The 20,604-nt window shown below is 64.7% G+C and carries 19 protein-coding genes; 9 read left to right on the forward strand and 10 right to left on the reverse strand.

Features of this window, described 5'->3' with window-relative positions; genetic code table 11:
- Positions 1-80 precede the first annotated feature (80 nt).
- Both AC1DRD_RS00005 and AC1DRD_RS00010 read left to right on the forward strand, forming a co-directional pair.
- Entirely contained in the window at positions 81-1,097 is a 1,017-nt protein-coding gene (locus AC1DRD_RS00005) for an IS110 family RNA-guided transposase (protein ID WP_478039402.1), read from the forward strand.
- 419 nt (positions 1,098-1,516) lie between these two features.
- Positions 1,517-4,447, forward strand: a complete 2,931-nt coding sequence (locus AC1DRD_RS00010; RefSeq protein WP_478039404.1) for a TIM-barrel domain-containing protein — start codon at positions 1,517-1,519, stop codon at positions 4,445-4,447.
- 124 nt (positions 4,448-4,571) lie between these two features.
- On the opposite strand, the gene AC1DRD_RS00015 is transcribed toward AC1DRD_RS00010, so the two are convergent.
- The 3 genes from AC1DRD_RS00015 to AC1DRD_RS00025 all read right to left on the reverse strand — a co-directional run bounded on the left by AC1DRD_RS00015 (position 4,572) and on the right by AC1DRD_RS00025 (position 6,783).
- Positions 4,572-6,005 carry a GH1 family beta-glucosidase gene (locus tag AC1DRD_RS00015; protein ID WP_478039406.1) on the reverse strand — a complete coding sequence of 478 codons (1,434 nt, stop codon included), beginning with the start codon at positions 6,003-6,005 and terminating at the stop codon, positions 4,572-4,574.
- Positions 6,006-6,133: 128 nt separating this feature from the next.
- Positions 6,134-6,481 (reverse strand): antibiotic biosynthesis monooxygenase family protein, encoded by a 348-nt coding sequence (locus AC1DRD_RS00020; protein ID WP_478030730.1) that lies wholly within the window; start codon positions 6,479-6,481, stop codon positions 6,134-6,136.
- Positions 6,478-6,783, reverse strand: coding sequence for an NIPSNAP family protein (locus AC1DRD_RS00025; protein ID WP_478030729.1), 306 nt, complete (start codon positions 6,781-6,783; stop codon positions 6,478-6,480). The genes AC1DRD_RS00020 and AC1DRD_RS00025 overlap by 4 nt, the downstream gene beginning before the upstream one ends.
- Before the next feature lie 71 nt (positions 6,784-6,854).
- Here AC1DRD_RS00025 and AC1DRD_RS00030 point away from each other — a divergent pair, with 71 nt between their 5' ends.
- A complete protein-coding gene (locus AC1DRD_RS00030; RefSeq protein WP_478039408.1) occupies positions 6,855-7,511 on the forward strand; it encodes an ArsR/SmtB family transcription factor in 657 nt (218 codons plus the stop codon).
- A 225-nt stretch (positions 7,512-7,736) separates the two neighbouring features.
- Here AC1DRD_RS00030 and AC1DRD_RS00035 read toward each other — a convergent pair whose 3' ends face one another.
- Positions 7,737-8,393: a Crp/Fnr family transcriptional regulator gene (locus AC1DRD_RS00035; protein WP_478039410.1), complete on the reverse strand. Its 657-nt coding sequence runs from the start codon at positions 8,391-8,393 to the stop codon at positions 7,737-7,739.
- A gap of 72 nt (positions 8,394-8,465) precedes the next feature.
- Here AC1DRD_RS00035 and AC1DRD_RS00040 point away from each other — a divergent pair, with 72 nt between their 5' ends.
- On the forward strand, positions 8,466-9,296 hold the full coding sequence (locus tag AC1DRD_RS00040; RefSeq protein ID WP_478039411.1) for a TauD/TfdA dioxygenase family protein: 831 nt from the start codon (positions 8,466-8,468) through the stop codon (positions 9,294-9,296).
- 226 nt (positions 9,297-9,522) lie between these two features.
- On the opposite strand, the gene AC1DRD_RS00045 is transcribed toward AC1DRD_RS00040, so the two are convergent.
- From AC1DRD_RS00045 to pgi, 3 genes are all read right to left on the reverse strand, one after another.
- The gene (locus tag AC1DRD_RS00045; RefSeq protein ID WP_478039413.1) at positions 9,523-9,891 is read right to left on the reverse strand and encodes a hypothetical protein; all 369 of its coding nucleotides are present in this window, start codon (positions 9,889-9,891) and stop codon (positions 9,523-9,525) included.
- A 142-nt stretch (positions 9,892-10,033) separates the two neighbouring features.
- Positions 10,034-11,383: a glutathione-disulfide reductase gene (gorA, locus tag AC1DRD_RS00050; protein WP_478030719.1), complete on the reverse strand. Its 1,350-nt coding sequence runs from the start codon at positions 11,381-11,383 to the stop codon at positions 10,034-10,036.
- Between the two features lie 89 nt (positions 11,384-11,472).
- On the reverse strand, positions 11,473-12,963 hold the full coding sequence (pgi, locus tag AC1DRD_RS00055) for a glucose-6-phosphate isomerase (RefSeq protein WP_478039415.1): 1,491 nt from the start codon (positions 12,961-12,963) through the stop codon (positions 11,473-11,475).
- Positions 12,964-13,082: 119 nt separating this feature from the next.
- On the opposite strand from pgi, the gene lepB reads away from it, so the two are divergent.
- Genes lepB through era form a run of 3 tightly spaced genes read left to right on the forward strand, consistent with a single transcriptional unit; the run spans position 13,083 to position 15,564 of the window.
- Entirely contained in the window at positions 13,083-13,973 is an 891-nt protein-coding gene (gene lepB / locus AC1DRD_RS00060) for a signal peptidase I (RefSeq protein WP_478039417.1), read from the forward strand.
- On the forward strand, positions 13,910-14,674 hold the full coding sequence (gene rnc, locus AC1DRD_RS00065; RefSeq protein WP_478030713.1) for a ribonuclease III: 765 nt from the start codon (positions 13,910-13,912) through the stop codon (positions 14,672-14,674). Before lepB ends, rnc begins: the two co-directional genes overlap by 64 nt.
- Entirely contained in the window at positions 14,671-15,564 is an 894-nt protein-coding gene (era, locus tag AC1DRD_RS00070) for a GTPase Era (protein WP_478030711.1), read from the forward strand. The genes rnc and era overlap by 4 nt, the downstream gene beginning before the upstream one ends.
- 127 nt (positions 15,565-15,691) lie before the next feature.
- On the opposite strand, the gene AC1DRD_RS00075 is transcribed toward era, so the two are convergent.
- Complete coding sequence (locus AC1DRD_RS00075; protein WP_478039419.1) at positions 15,692-16,390, reverse strand: NAD-dependent deacylase; 699 nt, start codon at positions 16,388-16,390, stop codon at positions 15,692-15,694.
- A 79-nt stretch (positions 16,391-16,469) separates the two neighbouring features.
- Complete coding sequence (locus AC1DRD_RS00080; protein WP_478039421.1) at positions 16,470-16,904, reverse strand: hypothetical protein; 435 nt, start codon at positions 16,902-16,904, stop codon at positions 16,470-16,472.
- Positions 16,905-17,086: 182 nt separating this feature from the next.
- On the opposite strand from AC1DRD_RS00080, the gene kynU reads away from it, so the two are divergent.
- Positions 17,087-18,280 carry a kynureninase gene (gene kynU / locus AC1DRD_RS00085; RefSeq protein ID WP_478039422.1) on the forward strand — a complete coding sequence of 398 codons (1,194 nt, stop codon included), beginning with the start codon at positions 17,087-17,089 and terminating at the stop codon, positions 18,278-18,280.
- Positions 18,277-19,113 (forward strand): tryptophan 2,3-dioxygenase, encoded by an 837-nt coding sequence (gene kynA, locus AC1DRD_RS00090; protein WP_478039423.1) that lies wholly within the window; start codon positions 18,277-18,279, stop codon positions 19,111-19,113. Before kynU ends, kynA begins: the two co-directional genes overlap by 4 nt.
- A gap of 6 nt (positions 19,114-19,119) precedes the next feature.
- Here kynA and AC1DRD_RS00095 read toward each other — a convergent pair whose 3' ends face one another.
- Entirely contained in the window at positions 19,120-20,568 is a 1,449-nt protein-coding gene (locus tag AC1DRD_RS00095; protein ID WP_478040591.1) for an ATP-binding protein, read from the reverse strand.
- Positions 20,569-20,604 lie beyond the last annotated feature (36 nt).

Raw genomic sequence — 20,604 nt, forward strand, 5'->3', positions numbered from 1 at the left:
GACGTGGCGTAATTGAGGTAGCCATCCTCCTGCTTAGGTGCGGAGTCGCCTTTCGGCGCTCCAGAGCAGGAGGATGACCGGTGAAGATTTTCGCAGCATTGGATGTTGGGGACAAGGCCACGCATATTTGCGTGCTCGATGACGAAGGCGATGTGGTGTGGCGTGGAGTCTGCGCGACTGATCCCGAGGTGATCGCCAAGACGCTGGCGCGTCATGCTCCCGGGCTGGTCCGTGTGGTGCTCGAGACCGGTCCGCTATCGGCGTTCCTCTATCACGGCTTGGTCGAGCGCGAGGTGCCAGTGGTGTGCATCTGTGCGCGACACGCCAAGGGGGCGCTGTCGGTCCGGGTCAACAAGAGCGATGTGCATGATGCCGAGGGTCTGGCGCAACTGGCGCGCACCGGCTGGTTCAAAGCGGTACATATCAAGGGGAGCGCGACCCATCTCGACCGAGCGCAACTCAAGGTGCGCGAGCAGCTAATCCGCGCGCGCCTGGCGATGGCCAACCAACTGCGTGGGCTATTCAAGTTGTTCGGCCTGCGGATGGGCAAGGTCACCACACCGGGCAAGCGCGCCGAACGGTTGGAAGCGCTTCTCGTCCAGAAGCCGGAGTTACGGCCGATCCTCGCGCCGCTGGTAGCGGGACTGGAGGCGCTGGATGCGCAGATCGCTGCCTCGACGCGCAGCATCAAGGCGCGCGCCGCCGCCGATCCGGTGGTCGCGCTGCTGATGACCACGCCGGGCACCGGACCGATCACGGCGCTGACGTTCAAGAGCAGCATCGAGGATCCCACACGCTTCGAACGCGGCGAGGATGTGGGTGCGTTCGCGGGCCTCGCGCCGAGACGAAGCCAGTCGGGCGAGCGCGACGTTCATGGCCGCATCTCCAAGGCCGGCGATCCGATGCTGCGTTCGGCGCTTTACGAAGCAGCCAACAACCTGCTCTGCCGGGTCAAGCGGCCATGCCATCTGCAGACATGGGGCAAGGCGCTTGTCGCAACCAAAGGGGTCAAGCGCGCCCGTGTCGCGGTCGCTCGCAAGCTTGCCATCCTGCTCCACCGACTCTGGATATCCGGCAACAGCTTCCAATGGGCCTGAAGGCTCGGACTGACCGGATATCCAGACGGGCGACCTCGTTGCACGTGTAGAGCATCAAGCTCGTCGGTGACCTGGAGGCGCTCGATAGTTACCGCCTGACCGCAACCATGACGGCATCGACAATCACGGCTCCTCAGCCAGTCGATGACCTCGAAGACAACCATAGATGACGGTCACGCTTACTTGAGAAAGATCACATCATGCCAATATCAATTAGACAACACGTGCAATAACCCCTTTACTGAGATCAATCACTCGCGAATCTGGACGGCCGTCGGCGGCCCGCGGAATGTTTGTCGTGCCGATCCCATTTGGCGATTGCCATGCAGGGCATGTTTTGCAACTGATAGCGCTATCATAGTCGGCGCGTCCCTTCAAGCAGGGGCTGTGGCGAACAATTGAAGTGGGGAGAGAACCGGATGGGCGGCGGCAGTATCGTGGTTTTCGCGCTCCGTGTGGCGGCGATAGCGCTGATCGCCGGTAGCGGCGCGGCCAACGCGAAGGAGATTCCGACAGGACTCGATGCGAACGGGCACCTCCAGCTAGTCTCGCCAAAAGGCGGCCGTGCCTTCGCCTACCAACGCCTCGCCGATGGCCTGCAGTTGCGTGTCAATGGTGTCACCAAGAATATCATCTTCTACGGCCCCGACACGGTGCGGGTGAACGCCAATCTGGGCGAGAATTACTGGACGGCGCCCAGCATCGTCATTGTCAAGAAGCCGCAGCCGGTTCCCTTCACGATCGCCGAGACGCCGAGATCCCTGGCGATCATCGGTCAGAAGCTGCGGATCGAGGTGGACAAGGCGACAGGGGCCTTGCGCTTCCTCGATCCGAAGGGGGGGCTCTTCACTCAGGAAAAGGCGGATGGGCCGCAGGAGCTGAAGAAAGTCACCATCGCGGGCGCCCCTAGCTATGAGGCGACCAACAGCTTCACCCTGCGCCCGGACGAGGCGATCTACGGCTTCGGTTTCACTGGCGACGATACCAGCAACCGGCGCGGCAAGGACCTGCTCCTCGTCCAGACCAATGTCGGCATCATCATTCCGGTCATGATGTCGACCCGGCGTTACGGCATAATGTGGGATACGTATTCCCAGATGCGCTTCAAGGATGATGCCGGCGGCGCATCGCTCTGGGCTGAAAGCGCGCCGGGAGGCGTCGATTATTACTTCATGGCGGGCACGTCGGCGGACGACGTGGTCGCCGCCTATCGTGCACTCACCGGACAGGTGCCGATGTATCCGAAGCAGGCGTTCGGCCTGTTCATGAGCAAGGAGCGTTACAAGACGCAGGCGCAGCTGCTCGACATCGCGCGCACCTTCCGCAAGGAGAAGTTCCCGCTCGATTACGTCGTACAGGACTGGCAATATTGGGGCTCGGACAAAGACGGCAGCTGGAGCGGGATGATATGGGACCCGACCCGCTATCCCGATCCGGGCAGCATGACTCGCCAGCTCCACGACATGAACCTGAAGCTGATGGTGTCGATCTGGCCGTCGATCGGCAACGATACCGCGCTCGCGCGCGCGTTGGACGCGCACCATCTCCGCTTCGAGCCGCTGCACTGGATCTCGAAGCATGCGCGTGTCTACGACGCCTATAGCCCGCTCGGGCGGCAAATCTATTTTAAGTACATCAAGTCGGGCCTGCTCGATCAAGGCGTCGATGCACTGTGGATGGACGGCACCGAGGTCGAGGTGAGCAGCGCCATGTGGAACGCGGCCGACAATATCCGCGACACCAAGGCGCTCGGCTCCAACGCGCTCGGCGATTTCTCGCGCTATCTCAATCCCTATTCGTTGCTGACGACGCAGGGGACCTATGACGGCGAGCGCGCGACGAGCAACAAGCGCGTCTTTACCCTCACCCGATCGGCTTGGGCCGGCGCACAGCGTACGGGCGCGGCGTCGTGGAGCGGCGACATCTCCGCGAGCTGGAAAACGCTCAAGCAGCAGATCGCCGGTGGCGTCGACGTGACCGTGACGGGCAACCCCTATTGGACCAACGACACTGGCGGCTTCTTCGTTTCAGATTTCCCCGGCGGCGAGCAGAATCCGGCATGGCGGGAGCTGTACGCGCGATGGTTGCAGTTCGCGGCGTTCAACCCGATCATGCGCATCCACGGCACCGACGTCGAGCGCGAGCCCTGGCGTTTCAAGACGCTCGACCCGCAAGTCTATGCCTCGCTGCTCGACAGCACGCGCCTGCGCTATCGGCTGCTACCCTATATCTATGGCTTGAGCTGGAAGGTCACGTCGGCGGGCTACACGCTGATGCGGCCGCTGATGATGGACTTCCCCGACGATCGGGCGACCGACACGATCGACGACAGCTTCATGTTCGGGCCATCATTGCTCGTCCATCCCGTAACGCGAGCAATGTATCACATCCTGCCGCCGCCGGCGGCGACCGTGCCGACCGAATATCTGCGCACGCCCGATGGCCGGCCGGGGCTTGCCGGCCAGTATTTCGAGGGCGAAAAGTTCGAAACGCCGAAAGGCCGCTTCGTCGATACCAAGATCGATCACAACTGGCCCGACCCGCCCCTAGCGGACATTCCCGGCGGCCTCGCCAGCCTCAGTGACTTTTCTGTCCGCTGGCAAGGCACGCTGACCGCGCCCGAGGACGGCACTTACGAACTTGGGCTGGAAGGCGATGACGGGTTCCGCCTGATCGTCGACGGCAAGACGATAGTGTCGAACTGGCAGGTTGGCGCCGCGCGCTACGAGGGCGCCAAATTGTCCTTCCGCAAGGGGCAGCAGGTTGCCGTCAAGATCGAGTATTTTCAGGGTGGCGGCAATCGTTCGCTGCGCTTCGGCTGGCGACTGCCGAGCGAGTTGAACGCTACGGGAAACGCTACCCAGGTACTCGATACCTCGGTTTCGACCTATCTGCCCAAGGGTGCTGACTGGTTCGATTTCTGGAACAACCAGCGTCTCTCCGGCGGGCGAACGGTGACGCGGGACGCGCCGCTCGACATAGTCCCGCTTTATGTCCGCGCCGGCTCGATCGTGCCGATGGGGCCGGAAGTGCAATATGCCACCGCCCAGGCTGACGCCCCTTATGAGGTGCGCATCTATCCGGGCGCCGATGCCCGGTTCACGGTTTATGAGGACGACAACGAGACCTACGATTACGAGAAGGGTCAGCGCGCGACATACGATCTCGTCTGGGACGACAAAGCCCGCACCCTGAGGGTCGGTGCGCGGCAGGGGGCGTTTCCGGGCATAGTGAAGACGCGGGAGCTTGATCTCGTGCTTGTTGCGACCGCCGGCCAGGGTGGGCTGGCCCCCGCCGCGGCCGCCAAGCGCATCACCTATGCCGGCCGCCCGATGGCGGTCCGTTTTTGATGCCGAATGGACGTCGCCAAATGCGCCTCAGCCTTCATAGGCGGTCGGCATGTGCTTTGATGGTCAGGTTGATGAAAGTCACTCGAATGCAAGCCAGCCGCGATACCCACGTCGCCGAAATCCATCATTTCGCGGCACCGGTCTGGGCCGCGATCAGCTTGCGATACCAATAATAGGAATCCTTCGGTGTCCGGCGTTGCGTGGCGTAATCGACGCGCACGAGACCGAAGCGTGGTCCGTAGCCGTCGGCCCATTCGAAATTGTCGAGGATCGACCACACCAGATACCCGCGCACATCGATACCGGCATCCATCGCCTTCCTGACCGCGCGGATATGGGCGTCGAGGAACGCGATCCGGTCGGCGTCATGCACCGCGCCTCGCACGACATCATCGGTGAAGGCCGCGCCGTTTTCCGTGATCACGATCGGGGGCAAGGCGGAGCCGTAGCGATCGCGTAACCCCAGCAGCAGGTCGGTCATTCCCTGCGGATCGACTGGCCAGCCCATCGCGGTTCGCGCGAATTTCGCCGGCGGCGGCGCTTCCTCGATCGGCTGGGCGCTGCCCGGCGGACTGACGCGCATGAAGTTGGTGTTGTAATAATTGACGCCGAGGAAATCGAGCGGCTGCGCGATCGCCGCGAGGTCGCCGTCGCGGACCGCCGTCGCGGTGAGGGAAGCGGGCAATTCGGCGGGGTAGCGGCCGAGCAGCAGCGGATCGACGTGCAATCCCCAATAATAGAGCGTCATTGCCTGGGCAGCCGGTTCGTCCCGCGCCGGATCGGCCGGCCGCACCATCGCCAAATTCTGGGCGATGCCGATCTGCGCCTTGCGTTTCACCGTCGCGCGGAGCGCCTGGACGGCCTTGCCGTGCGACAACAGCAAGTGATGCGCGACCGGGAAGGATTGCGGCATGTCGAGCTTCAGCCCCGGCGCGTTGACGCCGAGAACGTGCCCGAGGACATGGTGCATGAAGGTCTCGTTATGCGTGATCCAGCGCGGCACGCGATCGCCGAGATGCTCCGCCATGATGTGCGCATAATCGGCGAACCGATCGCACGTGTCGCGGTTCTGCCAGCCGCCGGCATCCTGCAACTTTTGCGGCAGATCCCAGTGAAACAGCGTCGGCATCGGCGCGACGCCCTTGGCCAGTAGCTCGTCGACCAGCCGCGAATAGAAATCGAGACCCTTGGGATTGGCCGCGCCGCGGCCCTCGGCTTGAATCCGGGGCCATGCGATCGAGAACCGATAGGCCCGCGCGCCGAGCTGACCGATCAACCCCACGTCCTCGCGATAACGATGATAGTGATCGCACGCGATGTCGCCATTGGCGTTACCCGCGATAGTACCGGGTTGGCGGCAGAACGTGTCCCAGATCGACGCGCCGCGATCGTCCTCGTTTACGGCGCCTTCGATCTGATAGGAGGACGCTGCCACTCCCCATAGAAAATCGCGTGGGAATGCCGGCATGGCGGGTTGTGCCCCGGACTTCGACGCCGCGATCAGGCCAGGTGCCGCGATCGTCGCGCCCGTCGCCAGTACGAATTCACGCCTCCGCATGCTCGCCTCTCCCACCTCCCCATGGTCTCGGCCGCAACGGCACAAGCGGGGTAGTTGGCCGATCAAAGAGCGCGCCGAAACAATAGTCAACGCTATATTTTGGCATGAGGTTACGGCAGCAATAGCGCCTAAATCTCGTGCGCCGCCCGACTATCCTCCGGCGCCTCGTCCCGCTCCGTCATCCCATAATCCCGGACCACTCGTGCCACCCGCAACCGATAATCCGCGAACACCCCGCCGCGCCCCGCCGCCTGCGCATGGCGATGGTCCTCGGTGTTGCGCCACGCTGCCACCGCCGCCTCGTCACGAAAGAAGCTCAGCGACAGCATTTTGCCGGGATTGGCCAGGCTCTCGAACCGCTCGACCGAGATGAAGCCGTCGACCGCCTCCAGTTCGGGTTTCAACCGCGCGGCGATGTCGAGATAGCTGTCGCGCTGCCCCTCGGCGGGCTCGACCTCGAAGATCACCGCGATCATCGGTCGACCCTGGCCAGAAAGACGCGATCCTCGCGGCGGATGAAGCGCTCGCCTTGCGCGAAGGCGAAGTTCTTGCGGCCGAGCGGATGGTCCTTGAGCCGTGCGCGATAGGCTTCGTACTCGGCCAGGCTCTCGACGGTGTAGACGCCGTAAGCGGTGGTCGCCGATCCCTCGTGCGGGGCGAAATAGCCGATCAGGTCGGCGCCGCAGTCGGGGATCGCCTGACCCCAGGCGCGGGCATAGTCGACGAATGCGTCGCGGCCCCAGGGCTCGATATCGTAGCGGATGAAGCAGGTGATCATTCGGTCTTCTCCAAAGTGTCCGCGCACTTTAGCGATTCCGGCTGCTGCGATGGTTCGGTACAGATCGAACCATGAGAGAAGGCCCCTATATCGCCGAAATCGCCGCGCTGATCGGCGACCCCGCGCGCACGAACATGCTGACCGCGCTGATGGACGGGCGCGCGCTGACGGTGAGCGAGCTGGCGCAGGTAGCGGGCATCACGCTGCCGACCGCGAGCGGGCATATCGCGCGGATGGAGACGGCAGGGCTGCTCGCCGCGGAGAAGCAGGGGCGGCATCGCTATCTGCGGCTGTCGGGGCCGGATGTCGCTACCGCGCTCGAGGCGCTGATGGAGCTTGCCCAGCGCACCGGCGCGGTCAGGGTGCGGACGGGGCCGCGCGACCCGGCGCTGCGCGAGGCGCGGGTGTGCTACGATCATCTCGCCGGCGCGCGCGCGGTGGCGGTGGCGGCGAAGCTGGCGGACGAGGGGATGATGGTCGATCACGGCCTGACCGATGCCGGCCGTTTCTGGCTTGCCGAGCGCGGGTTCGTGCGCGGCGATGGGCGGCGACCATTCTGCCGCACGTGTCTCGACTGGAGCGAGCGGCGGCACCATCTCGGCGGAGCGCTCGGCGCGCAGATCTTGAGCCGCGCGCTCGACGAGGGCTGGGCGCGGCGCGGCGAGGGCAGGGTGATCGATTTCGGCCAGCGCGGCGCGGCGGCGTTCGACCGGCTGTTCGGGCTCTGAGCGAGTTGGCGGGACCTAAGCGAGGGCGGGTCGACCTTCAGTTTTTCGGACGCCCCTCCCTGCAGGGGAGGGGTTGGGGGTGGGTGCGCGCGTCCGCGCGCTCACAAAGACTCATAGGCCGACCGCCAGACAGCCTCGGTCGAGGCATCGAGCCTCGCCCGACGCTACACCCACCCCTTGATCCCCTCCCTTGCAGGGAGGGGAGAATCGTAACGTCGATACGGCCTAGATTCCCGCAACGCCGCGAAGCGCCGCTGCGTCGAGCACCCGCAGCGAGCGATAGCCCGGCGCGATCCAGCCGCGTTTGGCCAGCGCCAGAATATGTCCGCTCGCCGACTTGCGGCTGAGCCCGCACATCTCGGCGAGATCGGCTTGGGTCGCTGGAACTTCGCCCTTGTCGTCGGCTAGCTGCGCCAGCCGTGCCGCAACACGCTCGCGCGGCGACAGGCAGAGGTTGAGCGCGGCATTGTGCACCGCGACGTCGAGCTGGTCGTAGAGCAAGGCCATCGTCGCCGGCCACGCGCCGGGCTGACGCGCCGCTATTCCCGGCAAGGCGACATCAGGAACCAGCAGCACGCGCGCCGCTCGCTGGGCACGCGCGGTCACGATCCGCCGCCCGCCGCCGAAGCGCCGGGACTGGCCTATCGCTTGGCCGGGGCCTGCCAGCCCGAGCAGCACGTCGCGGTCGGGGCCGACGCTCGCCTCCAGTCGCAACACGCCCTCGATTACTAGACACAAGCCCGGCTCCTCATCGCCCTCCGAATAGATCCATTGCCCGGCGTCGAGCGTGGCGACACGTCCGGCTGCGATCAGTTCGGCGGCAAGCGCGGGGTCGAGCGTGGCAAACCAGCGGCCGTGGCGGAGAGTGTTGAGCAATTCCATCGGCCAATTGCTACGATCGTAGCAATTCTGTCGCAAGCGGCGCGATAGTGTCGCGGGCAAAGGAGAGGACTCATGACCATCCAGATTCGCCCGATCGCCGATCATTGCGGTGCCGAAGCCAGCAGCATCGATCTGCGCGACGTCGACGATGCCGGGATCGAAACGCTCAAGGCGGCGGTCGCCGATCGCGGCGTGCTGTTCATCCGCGATCAGGAGCTCAGCCCTGAGGATCACATCGCCTTTGCGCGCCGTTGGGGCGAGATCGACATCAACAATTACTTCCCCGCGAACGGCGGCCATCCCGAGATCGCCGAGGTGCGCAAGGCCGAGACGCAGACCACCAATATCGGCGGCGGTTGGCATACCGATCACAGTTATGACCAGGTCCCGGCAATGGGCTCGATCCTGCTCGCGCGCGAAACCCCGCCGACCGGCGGCGATACGCTGTTTGCTAGCCTGGGCGCAGCCTACGATTCGCTGTCGGACGGGCTCAAGGCGACGCTCGAGGGGCTCCGCGCGGTCCATTCGGCCGATCACATCTATGGCCATGACGGCATCTACGCGAAGACCGACCAGGCCGCCGACCTCAAAGGGCATGAGATCCGCGCCAATGCGGTCCATCCCGTGGTGATCCACCACCCGGTGACGGGCCGCAAGATCCTCTACGTCAATCCCGCCTTCACGCTCCATTTCGAAGGCTGGACGCGCGAGGAGAGCATGCCGTTGCTCGCCTACCTCTATTCGGTCGGCATGCGGCCGGAATTCCAATGCCGCCTGCAATGGGCGCCGGGCTCGCTCGCGATCTGGGACAATCGCTCGACCTGGCATTGCGCGATGAACGACTATCAGGGGCATCGAAGAGTGATGCACCGGATTACGATTTCGGGGGTGGCACTCCGTTAGGAGGATGCCAAATTCCCTCTCTCATTGGGAGAGGGAGGGAGCCGCCGGAGGCGGCGGAAGGGCGAGGGCAGCATTAGGTTCTCTAACTGCCCTCACCTTCCCACTCGGCTGCGCCGAGCGGGCCCCTCCCTCTCCCAAAGGGAGAGGAAATCGCGCCAGATTTAAGGCGTTAAGCTGGATCGAAGGCGACCGCGCCAGATGGGAGCATGTCGGATTTGCAGCGTGATCAGGCCCTGAGCTGGTCCGGTCGCGCCGCCTGCGGGTGAGCGCCGGCACCGCGTTTCACGGTCCAGGCGAGGACGATCGGCACGAGATTGACCAGGCTACCGATGTGCCAGCCGTGCCATCCCGGCCCGACATTAAAGCTGATGATCATCAGGCCGATCCACGCACCCGCCAGTGCTGCGTCGCGTAGCCGGTAATATGTGATCACGATCAGCAGGATGTAGAGCGCGATTCCGATCAGCGCGCCGATCCAGTCGGGACCGCCCAGCATGTTGAGGATCGCAGGAAGCCCGAAGGCGGCAAGCAACAAGATGACCGACGCTATCCTGTACGGCGTGCGCGCGGCACAGCTTTGCACGAACGAGCCCATGCGCGCTTTCTATCCTGTCCGATGCCTGCGTTCCAGGGATAGTGACGTCGCGCCTGCCGTCGTGCGCCACGCCGTCGGACGTGCGGCCCGCCGCCCGACGTGACGAGTCCCGGATTTGCCGCGGGCAAATCCGGGCCGTCCGCTACTTCATCAGCACCAATTCCTCCGCCATCGTCGGATGCAGTGCCACCGTCTGGTCGAACGCGTCCTTGGTCAGTCCCGCTTTCACCGCGACCGCCGCCGCCTGGAGGATCTCCGCCGCCTCCGGCCCGATCATGTGGATGCCCAGGATCTTGTTGGTCTCGCCGTCGCAGATCATCTTGTAGAGCGCGCGCTCGTTGCGGCCGGCGAGGACGTTCTTCATCGGGCGGAAGTCGCTGACATAGACTTTGACCGAACCGAATTTTATCTTGGCCTGGCTCTCGGTGAAGCCGACGCCGGCCATCTGTGGGTGGCTGAACACCGCGGCGGGGACGCAGTGATAATCGACCTTGGTCGGCTTGTTGCCGAAGATCGTGTCGGCAAAGGCTTGGCCTTCGCGGATGGCGATCGGGGTCAGCTGGATGCGGTCGGTGACGTCGCCCACGGCGTAGATGCTCGACACGGTCGAGCGATTGTCCTCGTCGACCTTGATCGCGCCTTTCTCATTGAGTTCGACTCCCGCCGCGTCGAGCCCGAGATTCTCGGTATTGGGCACGCGGCCGGTGGCGAACATCACGCAATCGACCTCGATTGGCGCATGGTTCGACATCGACACCTTCAAGGACCCGTCGGCCTGCTTCTCGATCCCTTCGAACTTGGCGTTGAAGCGGAAATCGATCCCCTTCATCATGCTGATCTGTAGCAGCCGGTCGCGGATCTGCTCGTCATAGCCGCGCAGGATCTGGTCGCTGCGGTTGATCAGGGTCACCTTGGCGCCGAATTCGTGGAAGATGCCGGCGAATTCGTTGGCGATATAACCGGCCCCCGCGATCAGGATGCGCTTGGGCACGCTTTCCAGGTGGAACGCCTCGTTCGAGGTGATGCCGTATTCGTGGCCGGGGCAGGTCGGGATGTGCGGCCGCGCGCCGGTCGCGATCAATATGTATTTGGAGGTGACCTCGCGTCCCGATGCCAGGCGGATCGAATTGGGGCCGGTCAGCTCGGCGCGCTCGTTGATGACCTCGACCTTATGGCTGTCGAGCGTGGTGTTGTACGCCTTGCTGATCCGGTCGACTTCCTCGAACACATTGCCGGTCAGCGTCTTCCAATCGAACTTGCAGTCGGCCGGGACATCCCAGCCGAAGCGCCGCGCGTCCATCAGATCTTCGGCGAAATGCGCGCCATAGACGAGCAGCTTCTTGGGAACGCAGCCGCGGATCACGCAGGTGCCGCCAACGCGATATTCCTCCGCCGCCGCGACCCGCGCGCCATGCGCCGCCGCTACCCGCGCCGCGCGCGTGCCGCCAGATCCGATGCCGATGACGAACAGGTCGTAGTCGTAGTCAGCCATTCACTCTTCCTTCGTCACCCCAGCGAACGCTGGGGTCTCGTGCCGTATTTCCCCGCCTGAGATCCCAGCTTTCGCTGGGATGACGGTTGTTACCCAAACGCCCGCTTGATCAAATCCTGGGTCGAGGCGTCGAAATCGCCGCCGCCCTTGGCCGCCGCCTTGGCCATTTCCTTGCCCAATTCGACGCCGAACTGATCGAACGAATTGATCCCGAGCAGCACGCCCGACACGAACACGCGATGCTCGTGATAGGCGATCAGCGCGCCAAGGGTGCGCGCGTCGAGTTCGTCGAGCAGCAAGGTGGTCGACGGCCGGTCGCCGGGATAGGCGCGGGCGAGGTCGTCGGGATTCTCGCGGCCCTTCATCAGCGCGGCGCCCTGCGCGAACATGCTGTTGAGCAGGGTCTTGTGATGGTCCTCGCTCAGCGTATCGGCCTGTTCGATCACGCCGATGAATTCGAGCGGGACGAGATGCGTGCCCTGGTGGAGCAACTGGAACACCGCATGCTGCTGGTCGGTGCCGACCCCGCCCCAGGTGATCGGCGCGGTTGGACGACCGACGGGCTTGCCCTCGATCGTCGCCCCCTTGCCGTTCGATTCCATCTCGAGTTGCTGGAGATAGGAGGGGAGCAGCCGCAGCCGCTCGTCGTAGCAGAAGACGCCGCGCGTCTCGCAGCCGAACGCCTGGGTGTAGAGCAGGTCGGTGAAGGCGGCGAGCGCGGGGACGTTTTCGTGCAGCGCCGACAGCCGGAAATGGCGGTCCATCTCGGCCGCACCCTCGAGCAGTTCGGAAAAAGCGTCCCAACCGAGCGCCATTGCCGCCGGGAAACCGATCGACGACCAGAGCGAATAGCGCCCGCCGACCGTATCCGCGAACGGCAGGACGCGGGTCTCGTCGACGCCCCATTCGATCGCCTTGTCGGGATCGGCGGTCAGCGCGACGACGCGGCCATAAGGGTCCTCGACTCCGCCCGCCTGCATCCACTCGATCACGCTTTCGGCGTTGAGCATCGTCTCGGTGGTGGTGAAGGTCTTGGACGCGATCGCCAGTACGGTCGCGCTCGGGTCGAACCGCTTGAACGCTTCCTCCAGCGCCAGCCCGTCGACGTTCGAGACGATCGCCACTTCGTAGCGATTGGCGTCGCGCCCCAGCGCGTCGATCAGCAGATCGGGACCCAGCGCCGACCCGCCGATCCCGACGTGCAGGATATTGCGGATCGGCCCCAGCGCCTCGGCCTCGATCGCGTCGATCAGCGCGCGCATCCGGGCGTGGAGTGCCTGCGCCGCGGCGACGTCGTCCTTGGCACCTTCGCCGCGCTCGGCGGTGTGGGTGACGGCGCGGTTCTCGGTGACGTTGATCACCTGGCCCGAAAACAGCGCCTCGCGCTTGCCGGCGAGGTCGCTCGCCTTGGCCAGTTTCTCGAACGCCTTGATCGCCTCATCGGTCAGATGCGTCTTCGACCAATCGAAATGAATGCCGGAAACGTCGGCCGAATATTTGCCCAGCCGCTCGGGATCGTCGGCGAACAGCTTGGTCAGGGGGATGCGCTTCAGCGCCTCGATCTCGCTCCAATCGGCCATGTTTGGGTTCCTTATTCGACACTGGGGCCTCAATGGGCGTTCCGGCCGTCCCGTTCAAGGAAGCGCGGCGTCCCGAGCTAAGCTTGACGCGCGCAACGCGGATGCGCAAACCGCGCGCCATGACCGATACACCTCAGGCGACCCCGACCGACGCCGCGCTCGATCCCGTTGTGGCGCCCGCCGGCACGCCTGCGCCCGCCGCCAAGAAACCCAAGAAGGAAGAGGATTGGAAAGACACGTTCAGCTTCATCATCAAGCTGGTCGTCGTCGTTGTGATCTTCCGCAGCTTTCTGTTCTCGCCTTTCTCGATTCCGTCGCAATCGATGCTGCCGCGGCTCTATATCGGCGACTATCTGTTCATCTCGAAATGGAATTACGGCTTTTCCAAGCATTCGCTGCCGTTCAGCGTGCCGCTGATCCCGGGGCGAATCCTCGGCCGTAATCCGACGCCGGGCGACGTCGTGGTGTTCAAGGCGCCGCCGGGCAATGATCAGGATTATATCAAGCGCGTCATCGGCCTGCCCGGCGACACGATCCAGATGCGCCACGGCCAATTGATCCTGAACGGCGTCGCGGTGCCCAAGGTGCGCGTCGCCGACTTCGTCATCCCGCTGACGCCCAATTATCCCGCCGGCAAGGAATGTCCGGCCGAATTCCAGGCGACCGACAGCGCGGGCACGCCGATCTGCCGCTATATGCAGTTCAAGGAAACTTTGCCCAACGGCGTCAGCTACACCGTGCTCGACCGCGGCGAATTCCCTGACCGCGACGATACCGATGTCTATACGGTTCCCGCCGGCCACGTCTTCCTGATGGGCGACAATCGCGACGATTCGGGCGACAGCCGCTTCCCCGCGCAGGAAAATGGCGCGATCGGCATGGTCCCGCTGGAGAATCTGGAGGGCAAGGCAGTCGTCACTTTCTGGTCGACCGACGGCAATGCGCAATGGTTGCTGCCCTGGACCTGGTTCTCGGCGGCGCGCTGGAGCCGCTTGGGACAGGGCTTTTGACCGCTGCCCCTCGATCGGGGAATAGCCACGTGACGACCAAGGAGCTTGCCGGCTGGATCGTCGCAACCTTTGGCCGTGCGCCCGGTGACCTCGCGCGGTTCGAGCGCGCGCTGACGCATGGCAGCCAGGCGAGCGCGAATTACGAGCGGCTCGAATTCCTCGGCGACCGCGTACTTGGGCTGGCCATGGCCGAATGGTTGTACGAACTGTTCCCCGATGAGCCTGAGGGCAGCTTGTCGAAACGCCTCAACGCGCTGGTCACCGGTCCGGTCTGCGCCGACGTCGCGCGCGAGATCGGGGTGCGGCCGTTCCTCGGGCTGGGCAAACAGGCGCGCGACGATGGCGCCGCCGATAGCGACAATGTGCTGGGCGATGTGATGGAGGCGCTGATCGGCGCGCTCTATCTCGACGGCGGGTTCGAGCCGGCGCGCGATTTCGTCCGCGCGCGCTGGGCCGATCGCGTCCATGCCGATGCGCGCGCGCCGCAACATCCCAAATCGGCGCTGCAGGAATGGGCCGCCGCGCACAATCGCAAGTCGCCGGTCTACGAAGTCATCACGCGATCCGGACCGCAGCACGCGCCGCGTTTCACGGTGCGCGTGTCGCTCGGTGCCTTCGCCAGCGCCGATGCCGAAGGATCGAGCAAGCAGGAAGCGGAAACCGCCGCCGCCCGCGTGCTCCTCGCGCAGGTGCAGCCATGACGCAACATTGCGGTCTCGTCGCCGTGCTCGGCGCGCCCAATGCCGGCAAGTCGACCCTGGTCAATGCGCTGGTCGGGCAGAAGGTCGCGATCGTCAGCCCCAAGGCGCAGACCACACGCACGCGGCTGCTCGGTGTGGCGATCGAGGGTGAGACGCAGATCCTGTTGGTCGACACGCCGGGCATTTTCGAACCGCAGCGCCGGTTCGACCGCGCGATGGTCGCGGCCGCCTGGGGTGGGACCGAGGGGGCCGACGTGACCGCTTTGGTAGTCGATGCCAAGGGCGGGCTCGGCCCCAAGGTGATGCCGATCGTCGAGAGCATCGCGGGCCGCCCCGAACGCAAGTTCCTGGTGCTCAACAAGGTCGATATCGCCGACAAGGCTCGGCTGCTGGTCCATGCCGAGCGGATCAACGCGGCGACGCATTTCGATGAGACCTTCTTCGTCTCAGCCTCGACCGGCGACGGTCTGGCCGAACTCAAACAGGCGTTGAGCTACGCCATGCCCGAAGGGCCATGGCATTTCCCCGAGGATCAGGTCAGCGACGCGACCGAACGCGCGATGGCGGCCGAGGTAACGCGCGAACAGCTCTACCTCCAACTGCACGCCGAATTGCCTTATGCCAGCGCGGTCGAGACCGAGGCGTTCACCGAACGCGAGGACGGATCGGTCGAGATCCGCCAGCAGATCCTGGTCGAGCGCCCGACCCAGCGTGCGATCGTGCTGGGCAAGGGCGGCAGCCGGATCAAGGAGATCGGCGCGCGGGCGCGAGCGCAGTTGAACGAATTGCTCGATCGTCCGGTGCATCTGTACCTGCACGTCAAGGTCAAGCCGGGCTGGGACGAGGATCGCGAGGTCTATCGCGATATCGGGTTGGATTGGGTGGATTAGGCCTTCCGTCACCCGCGAACCCTGCCGTCATCCCAACATACTTCCGTCACCCCAGCGAAAGCTGGGGTCTCGTACGGTGACGCGATGCGGCTTGAGATCCCAGCTTTCGCTGGGATGACGGAGTGGGTCAGGCGACCATCTGACCCACCCACTCCGGCACCAGCACTCCTGCCGGCCCCAAGCGACTCTCGTGAAACCACCCGCTGCCCTCGGATCGATCGAGGTTGAGCTCCAGCGTCCGCGCCCCGTGATACTTCGCGGTCTGGACGAACCCCGCCGCCGGATAGACCGCGCCCGACGTCCCGACCGATACGAACAGATCGGCGCGCGAGATCGCGCGCTCGATCACATCCATCGCGTAAGGCATCTCCCCGAAGAACACGATGTCGGGCCGCACCGCCGTCGCGCCGCACGCCGCGCAGATTGTCCCCGGCGGCATCTCGCCTTCCCACACCTGGCGGTGCTCGCACACCGCGCACAATGCCGACTTCAACTCGCCGTGCATATGAAGCAGCCGTTTGGCGCCCGCGCGCTCGTGCAGATCATCGACATTCTGCGTGACGATCAACAACTCGCCCGTCCACTCGGCATCTAGCCTGGCCAGCGCATGATGCGCCAGATTGGGGTCGACCCCGGCCAGCGCCGCACGCCGGAGGTCGTAGAAGCGGTGCACCAACTCAGGATCGCGCGTCAGCGCCTGCGGCGTGCAGACATCCTCGACCCGATGCCCTTCCCACAGCCCGCCCGGTCCACGAAACGTTGCAATACCGCTCTCGGCGGAAATGCCCGCGCCGGTCAGGATGACGATGTTGTGGATGTCTGTCATTGCGCTGGTCTAATCAAACACATCGCCATCGGCCACCACGGAGGAGCGGCGGTCGCGCGATGCGCAACCTAGCTCAGCATCATGAGCCCGGTGATCCAATATTGAATATCTTCTCGACCAAGCTAGCCACAAATATCATGAAAAATCCGACCGGGACGGCAAGGAAGACTGCAAGCAAGGTGGGATCGAAAGTCTCGATCTTCGGTTGCATTGCAATGAACACCTCTACCAAGAACAAGAATATCATCGTCGCTGTGAAACGCGCGTCGTGAATGATGCGACGTTTTACATACAATACCGTCAGCAGATCGAATGTGAGCATCGCAGCCGCAACGCCGCGGTTGATTTGATGGAATGGGATGAACGCCAGGAAAATCGGAAAAACCAAAAGGCTGAATCCGCATCCGACGAGTCTCCCCTTCGAGATATGGAACTCCGACCCCCCGTCTTTTATCTCCAGCATCGCCACCCCAATCGATCGTTGTACCGCCAAAATTATGATGCGACCGGCCACGCCGCCACCGCGATCTCCGCTTCACCCATCAACGCCGTCACGCGCCTGAAGGGCATTTTCGGTTAGTTAAGTCCTTTCGATCAAGGTCGACACCAGCGTGTGCTTCTGCTTCCTGTGCCGCACCGAGCGTATAGGTGACTCCAGATCGCCGCGTTCGGCGAGTGGATTCTGGCGGAGGCCGAATGACCGATTTCGCGACGACCCGGCGGTTGTTCCATCTGCCCGGGGGTGTGCTTTACCTCGACGGCAATTCGCTCGGGCCGCTGCCGCTCGCGGCGGAGGCGCGCGTGCATGAGGTGATGACGAGCGAATGGGGTAATCAACTGATCAAGGCGTGGAACACAGCCGATTGGATCAATTTGCCTGCGCGCGTCGGTAACCGCATCTGCAAGTTGATCGGAGCGCCCGAGGGCAGCGTCGCGACCGGCGATACGCTGTCAGTCAAGGTGTTCCAGGCGTTGGCCGCGGCGCTGGCGTTGCGGCCCGAGCGCAAAGTAGTATTGTCGGATACCGGCAACTTTCCCTCGGACCTCTATATCGCCAGCGGGTTGCTCCAGGCGCTGGGCGGCGGGCTTGAATTGCGGTTGGTGGAGCCCGAAGACGTCGAAGGTGCGATCGACGAGAGCGTCGCGGTGACGTTGATCACCGAAGTCGATTACCGCACCGGCCGCTGCCACGACATGAAAGCGCTGACCGCCAGGGCGCATGCGGCGGGCGCGGTGACGGTGTGGGATCTCGCGCACTCGGCCGGGGCGGTGCCGGTCGACCTGACCACCGCTGATGCGGATTTCGCGGTTGGTTGCACCTACAAATATCTCAACGGCGGCCCCGGCGCGCCCGCCTTCATCTATGTCGCGCCGCGCTTTGCCGACAGCGCGCGGCCGATCCTGTCCGGCTGGATGGGGCATGAAGCGCCGTTCGCGTTCGACCTGGATTACCGCCCGCATGCCAGCGTCGAGCGGATGCGCGTCGGCACGCCGCCGGTGCTGGCGCTGGCGGTGCTCGATGCCGCGCTCGATGCCTGGGACGGGGTCGATATGGCCGATGTCCGCGCCGCCTCGATCGGCTTGAGCGAGCGCTTCATCGCCGAGGTCGAGGCGCGTTGCCCTGACCTGACGCTCGCCTCGCCGCGCGACCCGCAGGCGCGCGGCAGCCAGGTCTCGTTCCGCCACCCGCAAGGCTATGCGATCATGCAGGCGTTGATCGCCAACAATGTGATCGGCGATTTCCGCGCGCCCGATCTGATCCGCTTCGGCTTCACCCCGCTCTATCTGTCGAAGGAGGATGTCGTCGCCGCGGCGAAAGTGCTCGAACGTGTGATGACCGAGCGCTTGTGGGACGACCCTGCCTATGCCACGCGATCGAAAGTGACATGAACGACCACCATTCAAATGCCGGCGACGCCGGCGGGCCAGAAACCGACTTCGCCGATAAGATGGCCTATGGCGACTATCTGCGCCTCGACCTGATCCTCGGCGCACAGCAGCCGCGCTCTGCCGCGCATGACGAGATGCTGTTCATCATCCAGCACCAGACGTCGGAACTGTGGATGAAGCTCGCGGTGCACGAACTCGAATCGGCGTGCGACGCGATCGCCAACGACAAATTGCCGCATGCCTTCAAGATGCTCGCGCGCGTCTCGCGCATTCTCGAACAGCTCAACAACGCCTGGGACGTGCTGCGCACGCTGACCCCGAGCGAATATACCGAATTCCGTGCAGATCTCGGCCAGTCGTCCGGGTTCCAGTCACACCAATATCGCGCGATCGAATTCCTTTGCGGCAATCGCAACGCCGCGATGCTCAAGCCGCACGCCCACCGCGCCGAGGTCATGGCAGAGCTCGAAGGCATCCTGTCGCGGCCGAGCCTGTACGACGAAGCGATCCGCCTGCTCGCGCGCTCCGGCTTCGACGTCGGACCGGAGCGTGCCGACCTGGGTGAGCAGCGCGTCGAAAGCGACAAACTCCGCGCCGTCTGGGCTGAGATCTATCGCGATCCCGACACGCATTGGTCGCTCTACGAACTGGCCGAGAAACTGGTCGATCTCGAGGATTATTTCCGGCGTTGGCGGTTCAACCATGTCACCACGGTCGAGCGCGTGATCGGCCTCAAGCGTGGCACCGGCGGCACCCAGGGCGTCGCCTATCTGCGCCGCATGCTCGAAGTCGAGCTGTTTCCCGAATTATGGCACGTGCGGACCGAACTTTAGCGCGCGTCACGCGTCGGTCGACGCGGTCGTCCAGCCGAGGCGCGGGATCGTCACTGACCGCCGCCCCGACAGATCGGTGCGCGTCACGATGACGTCGCGATCCTCCATATAGGCCAATACGCGGCGCGCGCGGCCGAGCGAGCTGGTGCCATAGATGCGCGCAATCTCCTCGTCGCTCGGACAGGGCGCATTTTCGCGCGCGGCGCGGGCGATCAGCAGGAAGGCGCCGAGCATCTCGTCGGGCACCGCGGCGGCGGCGGTCATCGCCGGCGCCCATTGCTCGTCCTCGGGCTGGTAGATCCCCGCGCGCGCCGCGGCCAGCCGGCGCGCGAAGCTCGACGGGTCGAGCGCGATGCGGCGCAGCCCGGCCATCCGGCAGCGTACCTGGAAATCCTGGAACAAGGCGGCGGCGGGACGCAGCGCGCTGTCGGGATCGGCGACGATGCCGTGCAGCGCATCGGCCATGACCGCATCGGCATCGACCGGGTCGGCGTCCTCGGGTTCGGCCGCGGGAGTCGCGGCCAGCGCCTCGAGTAATTCGGCCGCAGGCGCCGGGCGCGGCGGCGGCGGGGGAGGCAGCGGAAGCGACAGCGTTTCCTCGACCGGCGCCAGGATGAAGTCGCGCATGTCCTTGGCCGGGCTCTGGTCCGGGAGCGGCACCAGCTTGGGGCTCGAACTGCGCGCGCTGGTCTCGACCTCGCCGATGCGGATCGTCACCGAACGCCGCGCAACCGCTGGGCCCAGCCCGAGGAAAGTACCGCGCGGCAAGTCGCGGATCGCTTCGGCCTGGCGCCGCTCCATCCCGAGCAGATCGGCGGCGCGCGCCATGTCGATGTCGAGGAAGGTCCGCCCCATCAGGAAGTTGCTTGCCTCGGCGGCGACGTTCTTCGACAGTTTCGCCAATCGTTGCGTGGCGATGATCCCGGCCAGTCCGCGCTTGCGCCCGCGCGACATCAAATTGGTCATCGCGCCCAATGAGGCGCGGCGGACTTCCTCGGCGACCTCGGCTCCGGCAGCGGGCGCGAAGATCTGCGCCTCGTCGATCACCACCAGCGCGGGGTACCAATAATCGCGCGGCGCATCGAACAACGCCGACAGGAACGTCGCCGCGCAGCGCATCTGCCCTTCCATCTCGAGCCCTTCGAGGCTGAGCACGACCGAGGTGCGATGCTCGCGGCAACGCGCCGCGAAGCGCGTGATCTCGGCCAGCGAATAATCGACCGCCTCGATCGCGACATGGCCATAGGGACCGGCGAAAGTGACGAAGTCGCCCTCGGGATCGACGATGACCTGCTGCACCTGGCGCGCGCTGCCTTCGAGCAGACGGCGCAACAGATGCGACTTGCCCGATCCCGAATTGCCCTGGACGAGCAAACGGGTGGCGAGAAGTTCTTCGAGATCGACGCATGCCGGCCGGCCGCTCGAATCGATCCCCATATCGATCTGGAACGTCATCGCCCCGCGCATGGTGGCAACCGCCATCGAAGGGCA

Source organism: Sphingomonas sp. P4_G2 (assembly GCF_056401155.1).

Bases quoted from the DNA above. Each gene is read 5' to 3' on its own strand.
- AC1DRD_RS00010 (WP_478039404.1), top strand. From the start codon at position 1,517: ATGGGCGGCGGCAGTATCGTGGTTTTCGCGCTCCGTGTGGCGGCGATA.
- AC1DRD_RS00015 (WP_478039406.1), bottom strand. From the start codon at position 6,005: ATGCGGAGGCGTGAATTCGTACTGGCGACGGGCGCGACGATCGCGGCA.
- AC1DRD_RS00020 (WP_478030730.1), bottom strand. From the start codon at position 6,481: ATGATCGCGGTGATCTTCGAGGTCGAGCCCGCCGAGGGGCAGCGCGAC.
- AC1DRD_RS00025 (WP_478030729.1), bottom strand. From the start codon at position 6,783: ATGATCACCTGCTTCATCCGCTACGATATCGAGCCCTGGGGCCGCGAC.
- AC1DRD_RS00030 (WP_478039408.1), top strand. From the start codon at position 6,855: ATGAGAGAAGGCCCCTATATCGCCGAAATCGCCGCGCTGATCGGCGAC.
- AC1DRD_RS00035 (WP_478039410.1), bottom strand. From the start codon at position 8,393: ATGGAATTGCTCAACACTCTCCGCCACGGCCGCTGGTTTGCCACGCTC.
- AC1DRD_RS00040 (WP_478039411.1), top strand. From the start codon at position 8,466: ATGACCATCCAGATTCGCCCGATCGCCGATCATTGCGGTGCCGAAGCC.
- AC1DRD_RS00045 (WP_478039413.1), bottom strand. From the start codon at position 9,891: ATGGGCTCGTTCGTGCAAAGCTGTGCCGCGCGCACGCCGTACAGGATA.
- gorA (WP_478030719.1), bottom strand. From the start codon at position 11,383: ATGGCTGACTACGACTACGACCTGTTCGTCATCGGCATCGGATCTGGC.
- pgi (WP_478039415.1), bottom strand. From the start codon at position 12,963: ATGGCCGATTGGAGCGAGATCGAGGCGCTGAAGCGCATCCCCCTGACC.
- lepB (WP_478039417.1), top strand. From the start codon at position 13,083: ATGACCGATACACCTCAGGCGACCCCGACCGACGCCGCGCTCGATCCC.
- rnc (WP_478030713.1), top strand. From the start codon at position 13,910: ATGGTTGCTGCCCTGGACCTGGTTCTCGGCGGCGCGCTGGAGCCGCTT.
- era (WP_478030711.1), top strand. From the start codon at position 14,671: ATGACGCAACATTGCGGTCTCGTCGCCGTGCTCGGCGCGCCCAATGCC.
- AC1DRD_RS00075 (WP_478039419.1), bottom strand. From the start codon at position 16,390: ATGACAGACATCCACAACATCGTCATCCTGACCGGCGCGGGCATTTCC.
- kynU (WP_478039422.1), top strand. From the start codon at position 17,087: ATGACCGATTTCGCGACGACCCGGCGGTTGTTCCATCTGCCCGGGGGT.
- kynA (WP_478039423.1), top strand. From the start codon at position 18,277: ATGAACGACCACCATTCAAATGCCGGCGACGCCGGCGGGCCAGAAACC.
- AC1DRD_RS00095 (WP_478040591.1), bottom strand. From the start codon at position 20,568: ATGACGTTCCAGATCGATATGGGGATCGATTCGAGCGGCCGGCCGGCA.